Origin of the sequence: Azospira restricta (assembly GCF_016858125.1) — a bacterium.
Lineage (GTDB): Bacteria > Pseudomonadota > Gammaproteobacteria > Burkholderiales > Rhodocyclaceae > Proximibacter > Proximibacter restrictus.
The window spans coordinates 2,771,430-2,787,464 of the sequence record NZ_CP064781.1 but is presented as its reverse complement, the minus strand read 5'-3'; the positions used below and the strand labels follow the sequence as shown (position 1 = coordinate 2,787,464).

The window sequence follows — 16,035 nt, the reverse complement described above, 5'->3', positions numbered from 1 at the left end:
GAATGAACAAGGGCGGCCGTGAAGCCGCCCCGGTTGGACCGCGGTGGATCAATCCACGTGGTAGTTCGGTGCTTCCTTGGTGATCTGCACATCGTGTACATGCGACTCGCGGACGCCGGCCGAGGTGATCTCGACGAACTCGGCACGCTCGTGCATCTGCTCGATCGTGCTGCAGCCGAGGTAGCCCATCGACGAGCGCAGGCCGCCCATCAGCTGGTGGATCACCGCCAGCGCCGAGCCCTTGTAGGGCACGCGGCCCTCGATGCCCTCGGGGACCAGCTTGTCGACGTTGGCGGTGTTGTCCTGGAAGTAGCGGTCGGCGGCGCCGGCGGCCATTGCGCCGATCGAGCCCATGCCGCGATACGACTTGTATGAGCGGCCCTGGTAGAGCTCGACCTCGCCCGGCGCTTCCTCGGTGCCGGCGAGCAGGCCGCCGAGCATGACGGCGTTGGCGCCGGCGGCGATCGCCTTGGCGATGTCGCCCGAGTAGCGGATGCCGCCGTCGGCGATCAGCGGCACGCCGGTGCCCTTCAGCGCCTCGGCGACGTTATGCACCGCGGAAATCTGCGGCACGCCGACGCCGGCGACGATGCGGGTGGTGCAGATCGAGCCCGGGCCGATGCCGACCTTGACGCCGTCGGCGCCCATGTCCATCAGCGCGCGGGCGGCGGTGGCGGTGGCGATGTTGCCGCCGATCACCTCGACGTTCGGGAAATTGCGCTTGACCCACTGCACGCGGTCGAGCACGCCCTGCGAGTGGCCGTGCGCAGTGTCGACGACGATTACGTCGACGCCGGCCTCGGCCAGCAGCTCGGCGCGCTCCTCGGTGCCGGCGCCGACGCCGATCGCGGCGCCGACCAGCAGGCGGCCGTGGCCGTCCTTGGCGGCGTCCGGGTGCTCGGTGGACTTGAGGATGTCCTTGACGGTGACCAGGCCGCGCAGCTCGAAGGCGTCATTGACGACCAGCACGCGCTCGAGGCGGTTCTTGTGCATCAGCGCCTTGGCCTCCTCGGGGCTGCTGCCCTCCTTCACCGTGATCAGGCGATCGCGCGGGGTCATGATGTTGCCGACCGGCTGGTCGAGGTTGGTCTCGAAGCGCAGGTCGCGGTTGGTGACGATGCCGACGACGATCTTGCCGTCGAGCACCGGCAGGCCGGAGATCCTGTGCGTGCGGGTCAGCGCCAGCACGTCGCGGACGGTCATCGTCGCGGTGATGGTGATCGGGTCTTTCAGCACGCCCGACTCGAAGCGCTTCACCTTCGCCACTTCGGTGGCCTGCGCCTTCGGCTTCAGGTTCTTGTGCACGATGCCGATGCCGCCTTCCTGCGCCAGCGCGATGGCGAGGCGGGATTCGGTGACGGTGTCCATGGCGGCGGACACCAGCGGCAGGTTCAGCGTGATGTTGCGCGTCAGGCGGGTTTTCAGGCTGACGTCGCGCGGGAGGATGGCAGAGTGGGCGGGAACGAGAAGGACGTCGTCGAACGTCAACGCCTTTTGGATTACACGCATGGCCTTTGTTCCGGGGTTACAAAAACGTATTATACCGTAAGCCTTGTAACCGTTGGATAGCCATGAGACCGCTCCCGCCGTCGCGCATCGCCCTGCTTGCCGTCCTCCTCGCCAGCCTCCCGGTGCAGGCCCAGATCTATCAGTACAAGGATGCGTCCGGGCGGACGGTGATCTCGGATCGCCCGCCGCCCGCGGGCAAGGCACCGGCGAAGACGATCCCGGGCCCGGCCGACGCCGGTGGCGACAGCGCGCCGGCGGCGAACGGCGCCGCAGCGGCGCCGAAATCGCTCGCCGACCGCGAGCTGGAGTTCAAGAAGCGCCAGCAGGAGCAGAAGGAGGCCGCCGAGAAGGCGCAGAAGGAGGCCGCCAACAAGGCTGCGCGCAAGGACGATTGCGAGCGCGCGCAGCGTCAGCTGCAGGTTCTCGAGTCGGGCGAGCGCGTCGTCACCCGGGACGCCCAGGGCGAGCGCGTGTATATCGAGGACAGCCAGCGCGCCGCCGAGATCGACCGCGCGCGCAAGTTCGTCGCCGACAACTGCAAGTAGCCCCGCCTACTCCGCCGCGCCGGCCTCGTCGCCGGCGCCCTTCTTCATCACCTTGCCCTCGGCCGCGCGCTGCTTGCGTACCTCCTTCGGGTCGGCGATCAGTGGCCGGTAGATCTCGATGCGGTCGCGGTCGCGCAGTACGGCGTCGGCCTTCGCGAGCTTGGCGTAGATGCCGAACTTGTTCTTCCTGACGTCGATTTCCGGGTACTTGGCGAGCAGCCCCGAGGCCTCGACCGCTTGCTGCACGGTGCTGCCCTCCGCCAGCTCAAGCCTCACCAGTTCCGTCTTGTGCGGCAGCGCGTAGACGACCTCGATCTTCATCCCTTGGCTCCATAGACCTGCGCCGCGCGCTTGACGAAGGCGTCGACGAAGGTGTTTGCGATTGTGCTGAATACCGGCCCGATGACCTTTTCGAACAGTCGGCTGGAAAACTCGTAGGCCAGCTCGAACTCGATCTTGCAGGCATGCTCGGCCAGCGGCTTGAAGCGCCAGACGCCCTCCAGCCGGCGGAACGGGCCGTCGACGAGGTGGATCTTCATCAGCAGCGGCGACGCCTGCGCGTCCTTCTCGTTCTCGGTGGTGAAGTGCGACTTGACGCTGTGGTAGTTGATGAACAGCGTCGCCGCCGTCTTCGTCGCGTCGCGGAATTTCAGTTCGGTGCGGTTGCACCACGGGAGGAACTGCGGGTAGTCCTCGACGCGGTCGACGAGGTCGAACATCTGTTGCGCGGAGTGCTCGATCAGCACCGATTTCTCGACCAGGGCCATCGCCCGTCAACCCCCGTGAATCCTGTAGAATGGCGCATTTTAGCGCAATTACACCGGACGCCGCGGGCACATGAGCATCGCCAACAACAAGAAGGCCTTCCACGACTATTTCATCGAGGAGCAGTACGAGGCCGGCATCGCGCTCGAAGGCTGGGAAGTGAAGGCCATCCGCGCCGGCCGCGTGCAGATCAAGGAGTCCTACGTCGTCGTCAAGGACGGCGAGATCTGGCTGCTCGGCATGCACATCACGCCGCTGTCGCAGGCCTCGACGCACGTGCACCCGGACCCGACGCGGACGCGCAAGCTGCTGCTGCACGAACGCGAGATCTCGAAGCTGATCGGCAAGGTCGAACGCGCCGGCTACACGCTGGTGCCGGTCGACCTGCACTACACCCGCGGCCGCGTGAAGGCGCAGATCGGCCTGGCCAAGGGCAAGAAGCTGCACGATAAGCGGGCCGCCGAGCAGGACAAGGACTGGAAACGCGAGCAGGGGCGGCTGATGAAGGAAAAGGCGCGCTGAGGCCGCGCGCGACATCGCGATGACGATGGTCGACTTCATCTACTGGGTCGGCATGGCGGCGGTGGCGGTCAACGCGCTGACCGGCGTGCTCGAGGCCGAGCGCAAGGAGGTCGACGTCCTCGGCGCCACCTTCGTCGCCGTCGCCACCGCGCTCGGCGGTGGCACCGTGCGCGACCTGCTGCTCGACCGCAACGTCTTCTGGGTCGTCGACCAGACCTACCTGATCACCGCCGTCGCCGTCGGCATCGGCAGCTTCTTCCTGATCCGCCACCGCCGCGTCTCGCCGCGCTGGTTTCTCTTCCCCGACGCGATCGGCCTTGCGCTGTTTACGGTGATCGGCACACAGGCGGCGCTGCAGTGGCATACGCCGTGGCTGGCCGCCTCGCTGATGGGCGTCATCACCGGCGTCTTCGGCGGCGTCGTGCGCGACGTGCTGTGCAACGAGGTGCCGCTGGTGATGCGCGCCGGCGCGCTCTACGCGACCGCCGCCTGGCTCGGCGCGCTGCTGCTGATCGGCCTGCAGCAGGCCGGCATGCCCGACCTGTGGGCGAGCGGCATCACCATGTTCGCCATCCTCGGCCTGCGCATGGCGGCGATCCACTTCCACCTGACCCTGCCGTCGTTCCCGGCCAAACGGGACGGATCGTAGCCTCCGTCCGCGCGCCGCCCATGGCGCCGCCGGATGTCGGCCGGCGCCGCGCCTTCCCTCAGGGCATGATTTCCACGTAGTCGTACACCTCGGCCTCGACCAGGCGCTGGCGGGCCGGCACCGGCAGCCTGGCGAACCAGGCCTGCGGGTCGTGCCGGTCGACCTCGCGGCCGATGAACTTGAGCAGCTCGCAGATCGGTTCGACGACGTTGCCGCGGTAGCGCAGGTCGTTCTTCACGTAGCCGAGGTAGAGGTTCTTCATGCAGTTGCGACGACACCACGAGAACGCCTCGCAGCTTTCGCACGGCATCTCCGGGGTCGGCTGCAGCGGGCTCTTCTTCAGCCAGTTGCCCTGGATCTCGCCCATCTGCATGTGGTGCGCGTACATCATGTCCGGGCAGGGGTAGATCTGGCCGTTCGGCATGACGTTGATCAGGTGCGTCGACACGCGGCACTGCGTCAGGCCGGCGTACAGCTCGCGGCCCCGGTTCGGCAGCACCTTGTTGCGCACGATGCCCATCAGCGGCACCACTGGGTAGAGCGTGTCGCTGTCCGCGAAAAAGCGCTCGATCAGCTTGACCAGCACCGCCTTGCGCTTGTCCACCGAATCGCCGGCGTACATCTCGTCGGCGACGAACTGCCAGTAGAGGTAGTCGAAGGCCTCGCTGGTCGCCAGTTCGTCGAGCTCCTCGAAGCTCGTGGCCGGGTTGCCCCAGGTGACGCGGGCAGTGACGGTGCCGCCGATCTTGTCGCGGACCAGCCCGATGTTGCGGATCACCTGGCGGTAGATGCCCTTGCCGCGGTAGCCGTCGGTGGTCGCCTCGCCGCCGTCGATCGACACCAGCACGTTGGAGAGCCGCGCCAGCATCCAGTCCGGCAGGTCGTCGAGCAGCGTGCCGTTGGTCTGCAGCTGGAAGCGGAAGTGCGGGAAGCGGCGCATCACCTCCTCCATCATCTTCCGGTTCAGCGTCGGCTCGCCGCCGTAGAAGGTAACGTAGACCTCCTTGCCGGCCAGATGCTTGTCGACGAAGGCGGCGAGCTGGTCGATGTCGTATTCGAGCTCGTTCTGCGAGCCGAGGACCTCGCCGACGCCGAGCGAGCAATAGGTGCATTTCAGGTTGCACTTGAGCGTCGTCAGCAACTGCAGCTCGACGCGGTCGCCGACGATCGGGTCGGGGTCGGAAATCCGGTCAATGCGCGGCACGACGCGCGACTGGCCGGCGGGAGCGAAGGTGATGGGGGTTGCGGACATGATCGGTTCCTGTCTGAAAAGATGACGCTGCCGCGCTCGCGGCACGGCAGAAAAACGAAGGGAATCAGCAGGCAGGAAGCGGCGGCGCGGTCTTCGGCAGCGCCGTGACGCCGAAGCGTAGCCAGCCCGGCGCCGAGCGCGGAACGACCGCGAGGCGCAGGCCGGGAAGACGGGTGATGGCGTGGGAAAGCATGGGGCGCGACTGTACGCGAGCGCCCGGCCCTGTCAATCCAACTGGATCAAGATTCGCGCACGCGGGCTGTTTTAAACGGGCTGGCAATTTTTCGCAGGACCTCATACCATACGTGTGCGTATGGAAGCGCGGGCGCAACCCCGCCCATGCGAGATCAACGAACAGCACACAGAAAGGCGAAAACATGCAGAAACGGAAAATCGGCGTCGTCGGCGCCGGCACGATGGGCAACGGCATCGCCCAGGCCTTTGCCGTCGCCGGCATCGACGTGGTCATGAGCGACATCGGCGAAGCGCAGGTGCAGCGCGGCCTGGCTACCATCAGCGGCAGCCTCGACCGGCTGATCAAGAAGGAAAAGATGAGCGCCGCCGACAAGGACGCGGCGCTGGCGCGCATCGCCACCACCACCGACATGAAGACGTTGGCCGACTGCGACCTGATCATCGAGGCCGCCACCGAGAACCTCGACCTCAAGCTGAAGATCTTCGCCCAGCTCGACGCGCTGGCCGGCCCGGACACCGTGCTCGCGTCGAACACCTCGTCGATCTCGATCACCAAGCTCGCCGCCTCGACCAAGCGCGCCGACAAGGTGATCGGCATGCACTTCTTCAACCCGGTGCCGATGATGGCGCTGGTCGAACTGATCCGCGGCCTGCAGACCTCGGACACCACCTACGCGCTGGCCGAGGAGCTGTCGCGCGCGGTCGGCAAGACGCCGGTGCAGGTGAAGAACAGCCCGGGCTTCGTCGTCAACCGCCTGCTCTGCCCGATGATCAACGAAGCCATCTTCGCCCTCGGCGAAGGCCTCGCCACCGCCGCCGAGATCGACGAGGCGATGAAGCTCGGCGCCAACCACCCGATCGGCCCGCTGGCGCTCGCCGACCTGATCGGCCTCGACGTGCAGCTGGCGGTGATGCAGGTGCTGTTCGAGGGCTTCAAGGACCCGAAATACCGCCCCGCCCCGCTGCTCGTCGAGATGGTCGAGGCCGGCTACCTCGGCCGCAAGACCGGCCGCGGCTTCTTCGCCTACTGAACGGAGGTTCATCGCATGGAATACACCTACATCCTCACCGAAAAGAAGGACCGCGTCGGCCTGATCACGCTGAACCGGCCGAAGCAGCTGAACGCGCTGTGCGACGGGCTGATGGACGAAGTCGGCGCGGCGCTGGCCGACTTCGAGGCCGACGACGGCATCGGCTGCATCGTCATCACCGGCTCCGAGAAGGCCTTCGCCGCCGGCGCCGACATCACGATGATGAAGGACTTCAGCTACATGGACGCCTACAAGGGCGACTACATCACCCGCAACTGGGAAAAGGTGAAGACCTGCCGCAAGCCGGTCATCGCCGCGGTCGCCGGCTTCGCGCTCGGCGGCGGCTGCGAGCTGGCGATGATGTGCGACATGATCTTCGCCGCCGACACCGCCAAGTTCGGCCAGCCCGAGATCAAGCTCGGCATCCTGCCCGGCGCCGGCGGTACGCAGCGCCTGCCGCGGGCGATCGGCAAGGCGAAGGCGATGGACATGTGCCTCACCGCGCGCATGATCGGCGCCGAGGAAGCCGAGCGTTCGGGCCTGGTCGCCCGCGTCGTGCCGGCCGACAAGCTGGTCGACGAGACCCTGGCGGCTGCCGCCACCATTGCCTCGTTCTCGCTGCCGGTGGTGATGATGATCAAGGAATGCGTGAACCGCGCCTATGAAAGCAGCCTCAACGAGGGCCTGCTCTTCGAGCGCCGCGAGTTCCACGCCGCCTTCGCGCTCGCCGACCAGAAGGAAGGCATGGCCGCCTTCGTCGACAAGCGCGCCGCCGCGTTCAAGCACGAGTAAGCCGCAACACCCCCGCCTTCGTCCGAAGGCGGGGCCGCCTCCCCCGCTCCATTTCTCCCCCGGTCGCCGCTTGCTTTGCGGAAGACGTGGCCTAGATTGAAATAGCCATTCCAAAGACGGGGGTATTCATCATGGATCTGCTCGTGGAACGCGTGGATGTCTGGGCGGCGCCGATCAACGACAAGCCGGGCGGGCTGGCGGAAGTGCTTGCCGTGCTGCGGGATGCCGGGGCCGACCTGCAATTCATCATCGCCCGCCGGGCGCCGGATACGCCGGGCAAGGGCGTGGTGTTCGTGACGCCGCTGCTGGGCGACCGGGAAGTCAGCGCGGCAGCGCAAGCCGGCTTCAACGTCACCCAGAGCCTGCATTCGCTGCGCATCATGGGCCGCGACAAGCCCGGCCTCGGCGCCGAACTGACGCAGAAGCTCGCCACGGCGGGAATCAACCTGCGCGGCCTGTCGGCTTCGGCGATCGGTTCGCAGTTCGTCGCCTACATCGCGCTCGATTCGCTGGCTGACGCCAACAGGGCAATGGAAATCCTGCAACGCGGCTGACGCCGGGAAACGGCAACAGCCCCCTCCGCACGAGCTCGTCGGAGGACGAGCGACGGACCGGGTGTGCCAGTGGATCGCGCCGTCACTTTAGCGCGGAAGGAAGGGGGGCGCGTCGTGGGCGTGCTTCCTCGCCTCCTTGGCGGCTTTCTTTTCCTTGGGAGTCAGTGCAGCCGGTTTCTTTGCTTCCTTGTTGCCTTGTCGATGCTTGCCCATGACGGTACTCCTGACAGGCGCCGGCAAGTGCCGGCACGTTCGAGTATAGGCCGATGGGGGCCGGAATACCGGCGGTGCCAAAATAAACTTGGCATTGTTTCGGTTGCCATGATCGCAGGCGTTTCCCTCCACCCAAGGAGCGAAAAAAACCCCGCTGTTGCGGGGCTTCGTAGAGAAGCGCGGCCTTGTTGCTTCAGGCGGCTTTCCGCGCCAGCGCGTCGGCCTTGGCCGCCTCTTCCGAGGCGATGTTGGCGGCTGCAGCGGCATTGGCTGCACCGGTCGCCGCGAGTTCGCGAATGCCTTGAGAGAAACGATCGAAGGCTGACATCCAGTCGTCCGACAGCGGGAATTGCATCGGCGGCATGGCCAGGCGTTGGCCCAATACCCGGGCGGCATCGGCTTGGGCACCGACGAGAATCTCGTAGGTGCTACGGGTATAGCTGCGCGCACGCTCGATGGCGGGTTGGGCAAAGGCCGACTGCCATCCTTGCAGGTTGAAATGCCCGTCCTGCGCAATACCTAGCCGGGCAGCCGCAACGCAGTCTTCGACCGAGCTGCGGGCCGCTTCCAGCGCCAGTTCGGAAAGGCGTTCGCTGCTGGCGAAGTAGATTCGGGAGATGGCTAGAAACGTATCGAGCATGTCGCCAGGGCGAGCGGCATGATTGTTTTGAGGCTTGGTGCTCATGAAGTTTCCTTTTGGGATTTCGCACGTGATCCGACGCGGGGGACTTGCGTTGCGTCGAGAGGTCCGCTCTTGGCGGGGGAATGCTGCGGAGTGCAGCAATGAAACCAGTATCCCCCCTTCTCCCGGCGAGTCAATCGGTTATTTGTAATAGCCGGTGCGAGGGGCCGTGCCAGCGGAACGGCGGCTCGCCGGCCTTGCGGCCTTTGTGCTCGTACATCCGTCGGCCCTCAGCAATTCGGGAATCGCCCCTCCGGCGTGCATCAGAACGGTGGCTTGGTCGGGCGCTTGCAGATAATCGCGGGCCAGTACCAACAGGCGTAGCGGTTCAGCCGCCCGACCAGCTCACCGTCGCCAGGAACAGGTAGCCGGCGCCGTACACCGTCTTGATCAGCACCGGGTTCTGCGGGTCCGGCTCGAGCTTGCGGCGCAGCCGCGAGATGCGCACGTCGATCGTGCGGTCGGTCGGCGACAGGTCGCGCTGCCCCATCAGCTGCTCGCGCTGCAGGATGCGGTTGGGGTTGCCGACGAAGACCTTGAGCAGTTCCGCTTCCGATGTGCTGAGCAATTCCTCGACTCCCGCCGGCGAGACCAGCGTGTTGTTGCCGAGGTTGAAGCGCCAGCCGGCGAACTCGGCGACGCTCGCCTGCCCGCCGCCCGCCGGGCCGGGCGCCGCCTCGCGCCGGCGCAGCACGCTGCGCACGCGGGCGACCAGCTCGCGCGGCTCGAAGGGCTTCAGCACGTAGTCGTCGGCGCCGAGCTCGAGCCCCATCACACGGTCGCTGACATCGCCGCGGCCGGTCAGGATCAGAATGCCGCAGGGCGAGGTCTCGCGCAGTCGGCGCATCAGCTCCAGCCCGTCCATGTCGGGCAGGCCGAGGTCGATGATGCACAGGTCCGGCAGGAGCTTCGGCAGCCGGCGCAGCATCTCGCCGCCGCTGCGACACCAGACGGTCGCGAACGCAAAGTCGGCGAGCGTCTTCTCGATGATGCGGGCGACGTCCGGGTCGTCCTCGACCAGCGCGACCAGCTTCGCCCCGTCCGCCGTCTCGCCCGCGTTCCTCATGCATCCTCCTTCAGCGCCCGCTGCAGCGCGTCGGCCAGCTCGCGGGTCGAAAACGGCTTGTCGAGCACCCGCAGCGTGCGCTCCTCGCGGTTGCCGAGGCCTTCGGCGTAGCCGCTCATCAGCACGACGCCGATGCCGGGGCGGCGCTGGCGCACCAGCTCGATCAGCTGGCGGCCGTTGATGCCGCCGGGCATCACCATGTCGGTCAGCACCAGCGCGATGTCGGGCACCGCGTCGGCGAGCTGCAGCGCCTGCGCGCCGTTGTCGGCCTCGATCACCGCGTAGCCGAGCCCGACCAGCTGCTGGCGGACGACGCGGCGCACCGCCGGATCGTCCTCGACCAGCAGCACCAGGTCGCCGGCCTGGCTGGCGGCGCCGTCGCCCTCCGGCGACGCGGCCGGCAGCTCCGGCTGGCATTGCGGCAGCACCAGCTGCACCGTCGTTCCCTGCCCCGGCGCGCTGGCGATGCGGATGCCGCCGCCGGACTGGCGCGCGAAGCCCTGCGTCATCGCCAGCCCGAGGCCGCTGCCCAGCCCGAGCTGCTTGGTCGTGAAGAAGGGTTCGAAGGCGCGCGCCAGCGTCGCCGCGTCCATGCCGCAGCCGTCGTCGGCGACCTCGAAGCGGATGTAGTCGCCGGCCGGCACGCCGAACTCGGCGGTATCCACCGCCCCCGGGGAAAGCCGCAGCGGCGCCGCGGCGATGCGCAGCCGCCCGCCGTCCGGCATCGCGTCGCGCGCATTCAGCGCGAAGTTGAGCAGCGCGCTTTCCAGCTGGCCGGGGTCGACCAGGCAGTGCATCGGCGTGTCGGCGAGCTCGGTCGAGATCGCGATCGATTCCGGCAGCGAGCGTTCGATCAGCGTCGTCAGCTCGACCACCAGGCGGGCGATGTCCACCGCCATCGGCTCCAGCGGCTGCTGCCGCGAGAAGGTCTGCAGGCGGCGGATCAGCTGCACGCCGCGGCGCGCCGACTGCAGCGCCGGCTCGGTGAACTCGCGGATGCCGGCGTCGTCGCCGTGCCGCTCCTGCAGCGCGGCGAGGTTGCCGATGACCACCGTCAGCAGGTTGTTGAAGTCGTGCGCGAGGCCGCCGGTGAGCTGGCCGATGGCGTCCATCTTCTGCGCCTGCACCAGCGTCAGCTGCATCTGCTTCTGCTCGGTCACGTCGTAGGCGAAGACGAAGCAGCCGAGCACCTCGCCGTCGGCGCCGATCTCCGGTACCAGCGTGCTGCGCGCGGTCATCGGCCGGCCCTGGCGCTCGATCAGGTACTCGTAGGTCACCTGGCGGCCGGTCAGCGCCAGCCGCACGTTGTCGCGGACGCGGTTGTAGACGGTCTCGCCGACCACCGCGCAGATCGTGTGGCCGATGAAGGCCTCGACGGCGACGCCGAACCAGTCGGCGTAGCCGCGGTTGGCGTAGCGGAAGACCTCGTCCTTGTCGAAGTAGCCGATCATCGCCGGGATCGTGTCGGTGATCAGGCGGATGCGTTCCTCGCTGCGCTTCAGCGCCTGGGCGATCTGCGTCTTCTCCTCGTTCACCCGCGACAGCACCGCGTTGGCGTTCTCCAGCTGCGCGGTGCGGCGGGCGACGCGCTCCTCCAGCTCGGTGTTCTGGTGGCGCAGCAGGTTGTCGATGTAGCGCTGTTCGGTGATGTCCGTGTACAGCGTGACGAAGCCCTTGTGCGGCAGCGGTTCGCCGCGGGCGAGCAGGATCCGGCCGTCGGGGCGGACGCGCTCGGTCACGTGCGAGCTGAAGCGGCGCGCGGCGTTCACCCGTTCGGCGACCAGCGCATCGACGTCGCCCGGGCCGTACTCGCCGCGCTCGGCGTTGTAGCGGATGAAGCTCTCGAAGTCGGCGCCGACGAAGGCCAGCTCGCGCGGGAAACCCAGGAGGCGCAGGAAGGTGTCGTTCCACGCGACCATCTTCAGGTTCTCGTCGAAGACCGTCAGCCCCTGGTCGAGCAGGTCGAGGCCGACCTGCAGCATCTCGTAGCGATGCCGCTCGGCGGCGAGTTGCAGCAATTCGTCGTCGTTCGCGCGGGGTTCGATCATGGCGCGATTTTAGGCCAGCCGGCCTCCCCTCCGACAGCTTGTAACGATTCGTTACGTTTCGCGAATAGTTGTGCAAGGGTCTGCTGCCATCCTTGCCAGCCATAACACCGGATACCGGTCCGGCGCGGCGTCAGCCGGCCTGCGGGCAGACAGGCACGATGACGCGACGGGGAACTCTCCCGCGCGGACCGAGAGACCAGGACCAGAAAAGCAGAACAGCACTCCCCCGACGGGGAAAGACGCCGAGGAGACACCCTGGCCCTCGCCGCCGCGCGACCTTCTTGCCGGCGGCGACCGCACGCGCGCAGAGCGGGCGGCGGGCCGGGCGCGCTCCCCGGTCCGGCATCGAGACTTGCAACAAAGGAGCGCGGCACATGTCCATCCAATCCCTCTACCAGCAAAAGAAAACGAGCGCGGCCGACGCCGTGCGCCAGGTGCAGAACGGCGACACCATCGTCGTCCCGACCGGGGTCGGCGAGCCGCCGGCGCTGCTCACCGCCCTCTCCGAGCAGCGCCGCGACTTCCGTGGCGTCGAGGTGGTGCAGATCCTGCCGCTCAGGAAGTACGGCTACTTCGACCCGGAAACCGCCGAGCACGTCCGCCACACCGCCTACTTCTACGGCGGCGCCTCGCGCCCGGGCGGCCAGGAGGGCTGGATCGACTTCATCCCGAACTACTTCTCGGAAATCCCGGCGCTGATCAAGCGCGACCTGATCCCGGCCAACGTCGTCTTCAGCATGGCCTCGCCGATGGACGAGCACGGCTACTTCTCGCTGTCGCTCGGCGCCGACTACACGATGGCCGCGGTCGGCAAGGCGCGCGCGATCGTCCTCGAGGTGAACCCGAACGTGCCGTTCGCCAACGGCGACTGCCACGTGCACATCTCGCAGGTCGCGGCGCTGGTCGAGAGCGACGAGCCGGTTCTCGAAGTCGGCCTGCCGAAGATCGGCCCGGTGCAGGAGGCGATCGGCAAGTACGTCGCCGAGCTGATCCCCAACGGCGCGACGCTGCAGATCGGCTACGGCGGCATCCCCGACGCGGTGGTCATGCAGCTCACCGACAAACACGACCTCGGCGTCCATACCGAGATGGTCGGCGACGGCATCATGACCCTGGTCGAGGCCGGCGTCGTCACCAACCGCAAGAAGAACTACCACCCGGGCAAGATGCTGGCGACCTTCGCGCTCGGCTCGAAGAAGCTCTACCAGTTCATGCACCGCAACCCGGCGCTCGAGATGCACCCGGTCGATTTCACCAACGACCCCTACCTCGCCGGCCAGAACGACAACCTGCACGCGATCAACGCGACCATGCAGATCGACCTGCTCGGCCAGTGCGGCTCGGAAAGCCTCGGCTTCAAGCCCTACTCCGGCACCGGCGGCCAGGCCGATTTCGTGCGCGCGGCGAACCGTTCGAACGGCGGCAAGGCCTTCATCGTGCTGCCCTCGACCGCCAAGGAGAACAGCATCTCGCGCATCGTGCCGACGCTCTCCGCCGGCACGCACGTGACGACCAGCAAGAACGACATCAACTACGTCGTCACCGAGTACGGCGTCGCCCAGCTGCGCGGCAAGAGCGCCAAGCAGCGCGCCGCGGCGCTGATCGGCATCGCCCACCCGGACTTCCGCGGCGAGCTGCGCGAGGCGGCGAAGAAAATGAACCTGGCCTGAGCCCGGCCACGGAACCTGAGGCATCAATCATGCAGATCCGCGACGGCTACGCCGCCGACGAGCTCGCGCCGGGGATGAGCGCGAGCTTCTCGAAGACCATCACCGAGGCCGACATCATCCTGTTCTCCGGCATTTCCGGCGACGTGAACCCGGCCTGCCTGGACCGCGACTGGGCGGCGGAGACGCCGTTCGGCGGCGTCGTCGCGCACGGCATGCTGTCGGCCAGCCTGATCTCGGCGACGCTCGCCAACCGCCTGCCCGGCCCCGGCGCGATCCAGCTCGGGCAGACGCTGGCCTTCCGCGCCCCGGTGCGCCCCGGCGACACGGTGACGGCCACCGTCACCGTCAAGTCGGTCGCCGCCGAGCGCCGCCGCGTCGTGCTCGACACCGTCTGCCGCGTCGGCGGGCTGACGGTGATCGAGGGCGAGGCGACGATGCTCGCCCCCGGCCGCCCGGCGCCGGCGGTGCCGCCCTCCGAAATGCAGTCGATCTGAATCCGCTTCGAACTTTCAACTTTCCACTTTCACCAACGAAGGAGAAGTCATGAGCAGTCCCTCCGTCCAGCAACGGATCCGGCAGCACCCGAAGTTCGCCGAACTCGTTGCCCGCCGCACGCGCTTCGCGCTCGTGCTCTCGCTGTTCGTCCTCGTGCCGTACTACAGCTTCATGATGGTGGTCGCCTTCAACCCGGCGCTGCTGCACCAGACCCTTGGCGATAGCGTCATCACCATCGCCTGGCCGCTCGGCGCGCTGCTGGTGATCGGCTCCTGGCTGCTGACCGGCGTCTACATCCGCCGCGCCAACGGCGAATTCGACGAACTGACCCAGAAAGTGCTGAAGGAGGCGACGCGATGAACCGCTTCTCCAAATATCTCGGCGGCGCCGCGCTGGCGCTGTTCGCCGCGGCGGCGGTTGCCGCACCCGGCGCCATGGACGGCGTCGAGAAGCAGCCGGTCAACGTCTCGGCGATCGCGATGTTCATCGCCTTCGTGCTGTCCACGCTCGGCATCACCTACTGGGCGGCGAACAAGACCAAGTCGACGGCCGACTTCTACACCGCCGGCGGCGGCATCACCGGCTTCCAGAACGGTCTCGCGATCGCCGGCGACTACATGTCGGCGGCGACGCTGCTCGGCCTCTCCAGCCTGATCTACGCGAAAGGCTTCGACGGCTTCATCTACACCATCAGCTTCTTCGTCGGCTGGCCGATCATCCTCTTCCTGATGGCCGAACGCCTGCGCAACCTCGGCAAGTTCACCTTCGCCGACATCGCCTCCTACCGCCTCGACCAAGGCAAGATCCGCACCTTCGCCGCCTTCGGCTCGCTGACGGTGGTCTGTTTCTACCTGATCGTGCAGATGGTCGGCGCCGGCCAGCTGATCCAGCTGCTGTTCGGGCTGGAGTACAACTACGCGGTGGTCGTCGTCGGCATCCTGATGATGGTCTACGTCACCTTCGGCGGCATGGTCGCCACCACCTGGGTGCAGATCATCAAGGCCGTGCTGCTGCTCGGCGGCGGCACCATGCTGATGCTGCTGGCCTTCGCCAAGTTCGGCTTCTCCTTCGAGACGATGTTCTCGACGGCGGTGTCGGTGCACAAGGAAGGCGCCAAGATCATGGGCCCGGGCTCGCTGCTCTCCAACCCGGTGTCGGCCGTGTCGCTGTCGCTCGGCCTGCTCTTCGGCACCGCTGGCCTGCCGCACATCATGATGCGCTTCTTCACCGTGCCGAACGCCAAGGAAGCGCGCAAGTCGGTGTTCTACGCGACCGGCTTCATCGGCTTCTTCTTCCTCGTGGTGGCGGTGCTCGGCATCTCGGCGGTCGTCATCGTCGGCCAGGACCCGCAGTTCTTCGAAGGCGGCAAGGTCGGCGGCAAGATCATCGGCGGCGGCAACATGCCGGTCATGCACCTCGCCAAGGCGGTCGGCGGCGACATCTTCCTCGGCTTCCTGTCGGCGGTGGCCTTCGCCACCATCCTCGCGGTGGTCTCCGGCCTCGCGCTGGCCGGCGCCTCGGCGATCTCGCACGACATCTATGCCCGCGTGATCAAGAAGGGCCAGGCCGACGCGATCTCCGAAATGCGCATGTCGAAGATCGCCTCGGTCGGCATCGGCCTCGTCGCCATCGCCGTCGGCATCCTGTTCAAGGACCAGAACATCGCCTTCCTCGTCGCGCTGACCTTCGGCGTCGCCGCCTCGGTCAACTTCCCGGTGCTGATCCTGTCCATGTACTGGAAGGGCCTGACCACGCGCGGCGCGCTGTGGGGCGGCATCGCCGGCCTCGCTTCGGCGGTCGGCCTGGTGATCCTGTCGCCGGCGGTGTGGGTCAAGGTCCTCGGCTACAAGGAAGCGATCTTCCCGTACGACCACCCGGCGCTGTTCTCGATGAGCGCTGCCTTCCTCGTCACCTGGCTGGTCTCGGTCACCGACAAGAGCGCGCAGGCCAAGCAGGAGGCGGAAGCCTTCGAGGAGCAGTACATCCGCGCCCAGACCGGCCTCGGTGCCGCCGCCGCGTCGGCGCACTGAGCGATGCGCAAGCGCAT

The 16,035-nt window shown here is 67.3% G+C and carries 19 protein-coding genes; 10 read left to right on the top strand and 9 right to left on the bottom strand.

Features of this window, described 5'->3' with window-relative positions:
• Positions 1 to 48 precede the first annotated feature (48 nt).
• Entirely contained in the window at positions 49 to 1,509 is a 1,461-nt protein-coding gene (guaB, locus tag IWH25_RS13440) for an IMP dehydrogenase (protein WP_203386297.1), read from the bottom strand.
• A 62-nt stretch (positions 1,510 to 1,571) separates the two neighbouring features.
• Between guaB and IWH25_RS13435 the strand changes: the two genes are divergently transcribed.
• The gene (locus IWH25_RS13435) at positions 1,572 to 2,054 is read left to right on the top strand and encodes a DUF4124 domain-containing protein (protein WP_203386296.1); all 483 of its coding nucleotides are present in this window, start codon (positions 1,572 to 1,574) and stop codon (positions 2,052 to 2,054) included.
• A gap of 6 nt (positions 2,055 to 2,060) precedes the next feature.
• Here IWH25_RS13435 and IWH25_RS13430 read toward each other — a convergent pair whose 3' ends face one another.
• Positions 2,061 to 2,375 (bottom strand): RnfH family protein, encoded by a 315-nt coding sequence (locus IWH25_RS13430; RefSeq protein WP_203386295.1) that lies wholly within the window; start codon positions 2,373 to 2,375, stop codon positions 2,061 to 2,063.
• A complete protein-coding gene (locus tag IWH25_RS13425; RefSeq protein ID WP_203386294.1) occupies positions 2,372 to 2,821 on the bottom strand; it encodes a type II toxin-antitoxin system RatA family toxin in 450 nt (149 codons plus the stop codon). The genes IWH25_RS13430 and IWH25_RS13425 overlap by 4 nt, the downstream gene beginning before the upstream one ends.
• A 70-nt stretch (positions 2,822 to 2,891) precedes the next feature.
• On the opposite strand from IWH25_RS13425, the gene smpB reads away from it, so the two are divergent.
• Together smpB and IWH25_RS13415 are read left to right on the top strand one after the other, a co-directional pair.
• Positions 2,892 to 3,341, top strand: a complete 450-nt coding sequence (gene smpB / locus IWH25_RS13420) for an SsrA-binding protein SmpB (RefSeq protein WP_203386293.1) — start codon at positions 2,892 to 2,894, stop codon at positions 3,339 to 3,341.
• A 19-nt stretch (positions 3,342 to 3,360) separates the two neighbouring features.
• Positions 3,361 to 3,990, top strand: a complete 630-nt coding sequence (locus IWH25_RS13415) for a trimeric intracellular cation channel family protein (RefSeq protein WP_203386292.1) — start codon at positions 3,361 to 3,363, stop codon at positions 3,988 to 3,990.
• Between the two features lie 58 nt (positions 3,991 to 4,048).
• Here the strand turns inward: IWH25_RS13415 and IWH25_RS13410 are convergent, their stop codons facing one another.
• Both IWH25_RS13410 and IWH25_RS19225 read right to left on the bottom strand, forming a co-directional pair.
• Positions 4,049 to 5,242, bottom strand: a complete 1,194-nt coding sequence (locus tag IWH25_RS13410; RefSeq protein WP_238998900.1) for a radical SAM/SPASM domain-containing protein — start codon at positions 5,240 to 5,242, stop codon at positions 4,049 to 4,051.
• A gap of 64 nt (positions 5,243 to 5,306) precedes the next feature.
• On the bottom strand, positions 5,307 to 5,435 hold the full coding sequence (locus IWH25_RS19225) for a hypothetical protein (protein ID WP_275403814.1): 129 nt from the start codon (positions 5,433 to 5,435) through the stop codon (positions 5,307 to 5,309).
• 184 nt (positions 5,436 to 5,619) lie between these two features.
• Between IWH25_RS19225 and IWH25_RS13405 the strand changes: the two genes are divergently transcribed.
• The 3 genes from IWH25_RS13405 (at position 5,620) to IWH25_RS13395 (ending at position 7,814) form a co-directional block, all read left to right on the top strand.
• On the top strand, positions 5,620 to 6,468 hold the full coding sequence (locus IWH25_RS13405; RefSeq protein ID WP_203386291.1) for a 3-hydroxybutyryl-CoA dehydrogenase: 849 nt from the start codon (positions 5,620 to 5,622) through the stop codon (positions 6,466 to 6,468).
• 15 nt (positions 6,469 to 6,483) lie between these two features.
• Positions 6,484 to 7,260 (top strand): enoyl-CoA hydratase, encoded by a 777-nt coding sequence (locus IWH25_RS13400; RefSeq protein ID WP_203386290.1) that lies wholly within the window; start codon positions 6,484 to 6,486, stop codon positions 7,258 to 7,260.
• A 131-nt stretch (positions 7,261 to 7,391) separates the two neighbouring features.
• Positions 7,392 to 7,814 (top strand): ACT domain-containing protein, encoded by a 423-nt coding sequence (locus IWH25_RS13395; RefSeq protein ID WP_203386289.1) that lies wholly within the window; start codon positions 7,392 to 7,394, stop codon positions 7,812 to 7,814.
• A gap of 87 nt (positions 7,815 to 7,901) precedes the next feature.
• On the opposite strand, the gene IWH25_RS19220 is transcribed toward IWH25_RS13395, so the two are convergent.
• The 4 genes from IWH25_RS19220 to IWH25_RS13380 all read right to left on the bottom strand — a co-directional run bounded on the left by IWH25_RS19220 (position 7,902) and on the right by IWH25_RS13380 (position 11,823).
• The gene (locus IWH25_RS19220) at positions 7,902 to 8,027 is read right to left on the bottom strand and encodes a hypothetical protein (RefSeq protein ID WP_275403813.1); all 126 of its coding nucleotides are present in this window, start codon (positions 8,025 to 8,027) and stop codon (positions 7,902 to 7,904) included.
• 193 nt (positions 8,028 to 8,220) lie between these two features.
• Positions 8,221 to 8,712 (bottom strand): TIGR01841 family phasin, encoded by a 492-nt coding sequence (gene phaP / locus IWH25_RS13390; protein WP_203386288.1) that lies wholly within the window; start codon positions 8,710 to 8,712, stop codon positions 8,221 to 8,223.
• A 325-nt stretch (positions 8,713 to 9,037) separates the two neighbouring features.
• Positions 9,038 to 9,775, bottom strand: a complete 738-nt coding sequence (locus tag IWH25_RS13385; RefSeq protein ID WP_203386287.1) for a response regulator transcription factor — start codon at positions 9,773 to 9,775, stop codon at positions 9,038 to 9,040.
• On the bottom strand, positions 9,772 to 11,823 hold the full coding sequence (locus tag IWH25_RS13380) for a PAS-domain containing protein (protein WP_203386286.1): 2,052 nt from the start codon (positions 11,821 to 11,823) through the stop codon (positions 9,772 to 9,774). The genes IWH25_RS13385 and IWH25_RS13380 overlap by 4 nt, the downstream gene beginning before the upstream one ends.
• Positions 11,824 to 12,197: 374 nt before the next feature.
• Between IWH25_RS13380 and IWH25_RS13375 the strand changes: the two genes are divergently transcribed.
• From IWH25_RS13375 to IWH25_RS13360, 4 genes are read left to right on the top strand one after another with little or no spacing between them, the layout of a single operon-like run.
• Complete coding sequence (locus tag IWH25_RS13375; RefSeq protein ID WP_203386285.1) at positions 12,198 to 13,493, top strand: acetyl-CoA hydrolase/transferase family protein; 1,296 nt, start codon at positions 12,198 to 12,200, stop codon at positions 13,491 to 13,493.
• A 29-nt stretch (positions 13,494 to 13,522) separates the two neighbouring features.
• Positions 13,523 to 13,987, top strand: a complete 465-nt coding sequence (locus IWH25_RS13370; protein WP_203386284.1) for a MaoC family dehydratase — start codon at positions 13,523 to 13,525, stop codon at positions 13,985 to 13,987.
• A gap of 49 nt (positions 13,988 to 14,036) precedes the next feature.
• A complete protein-coding gene (locus IWH25_RS13365) occupies positions 14,037 to 14,348 on the top strand; it encodes a DUF485 domain-containing protein (RefSeq protein ID WP_203386283.1) in 312 nt (103 codons plus the stop codon).
• Complete coding sequence (locus IWH25_RS13360) at positions 14,345 to 16,018, top strand: cation acetate symporter (RefSeq protein WP_203386282.1); 1,674 nt, start codon at positions 14,345 to 14,347, stop codon at positions 16,016 to 16,018. The genes IWH25_RS13365 and IWH25_RS13360 overlap by 4 nt, the downstream gene beginning before the upstream one ends.
• Positions 16,019 to 16,035 lie beyond the last annotated feature (17 nt).

Excerpts from the sequence above, each read along its gene's own strand:
- IWH25_RS13375 (WP_203386285.1), top strand. The coding sequence starts at position 12,198 with ATGTCCATCCAATCCCTCTACCAGCAAAAGAAAACGAGCGCGGCCGAC.
- guaB (WP_203386297.1), bottom strand. The coding sequence starts at position 1,509 with ATGCGTGTAATCCAAAAGGCGTTGACGTTCGACGACGTCCTTCTCGTT.
- IWH25_RS13380 (WP_203386286.1), bottom strand. The coding sequence starts at position 11,823 with ATGATCGAACCCCGCGCGAACGACGACGAATTGCTGCAACTCGCCGCC.
- IWH25_RS13395 (WP_203386289.1), top strand. The coding sequence starts at position 7,392 with ATGGATCTGCTCGTGGAACGCGTGGATGTCTGGGCGGCGCCGATCAAC.
- IWH25_RS13360 (WP_203386282.1), top strand. The coding sequence starts at position 14,345 with ATGAACCGCTTCTCCAAATATCTCGGCGGCGCCGCGCTGGCGCTGTTC.
- IWH25_RS13425 (WP_203386294.1), bottom strand. The coding sequence starts at position 2,821 with ATGGCCCTGGTCGAGAAATCGGTGCTGATCGAGCACTCCGCGCAACAG.
- IWH25_RS13415 (WP_203386292.1), top strand. The coding sequence starts at position 3,361 with ATGACGATGGTCGACTTCATCTACTGGGTCGGCATGGCGGCGGTGGCG.
- IWH25_RS13400 (WP_203386290.1), top strand. The coding sequence starts at position 6,484 with ATGGAATACACCTACATCCTCACCGAAAAGAAGGACCGCGTCGGCCTG.
- smpB (WP_203386293.1), top strand. The coding sequence starts at position 2,892 with ATGAGCATCGCCAACAACAAGAAGGCCTTCCACGACTATTTCATCGAG.
- IWH25_RS13410 (WP_238998900.1), bottom strand. The coding sequence starts at position 5,242 with ATGTCCGCAACCCCCATCACCTTCGCTCCCGCCGGCCAGTCGCGCGTC.
- IWH25_RS13405 (WP_203386291.1), top strand. The coding sequence starts at position 5,620 with ATGCAGAAACGGAAAATCGGCGTCGTCGGCGCCGGCACGATGGGCAAC.
- IWH25_RS13435 (WP_203386296.1), top strand. The coding sequence starts at position 1,572 with ATGAGACCGCTCCCGCCGTCGCGCATCGCCCTGCTTGCCGTCCTCCTC.
- IWH25_RS13385 (WP_203386287.1), bottom strand. The coding sequence starts at position 9,775 with ATGAGGAACGCGGGCGAGACGGCGGACGGGGCGAAGCTGGTCGCGCTG.
- phaP (WP_203386288.1), bottom strand. The coding sequence starts at position 8,712 with ATGAGCACCAAGCCTCAAAACAATCATGCCGCTCGCCCTGGCGACATG.
- IWH25_RS13370 (WP_203386284.1), top strand. The coding sequence starts at position 13,523 with ATGCAGATCCGCGACGGCTACGCCGCCGACGAGCTCGCGCCGGGGATG.
- IWH25_RS13365 (WP_203386283.1), top strand. The coding sequence starts at position 14,037 with ATGAGCAGTCCCTCCGTCCAGCAACGGATCCGGCAGCACCCGAAGTTC.
- IWH25_RS19225 (WP_275403814.1), bottom strand. The coding sequence starts at position 5,435 with ATGCTTTCCCACGCCATCACCCGTCTTCCCGGCCTGCGCCTCGCGGTC.
- IWH25_RS19220 (WP_275403813.1), bottom strand. The coding sequence starts at position 8,027 with ATGGGCAAGCATCGACAAGGCAACAAGGAAGCAAAGAAACCGGCTGCA.
- IWH25_RS13430 (WP_203386295.1), bottom strand. The coding sequence starts at position 2,375 with ATGAAGATCGAGGTCGTCTACGCGCTGCCGCACAAGACGGAACTGGTG.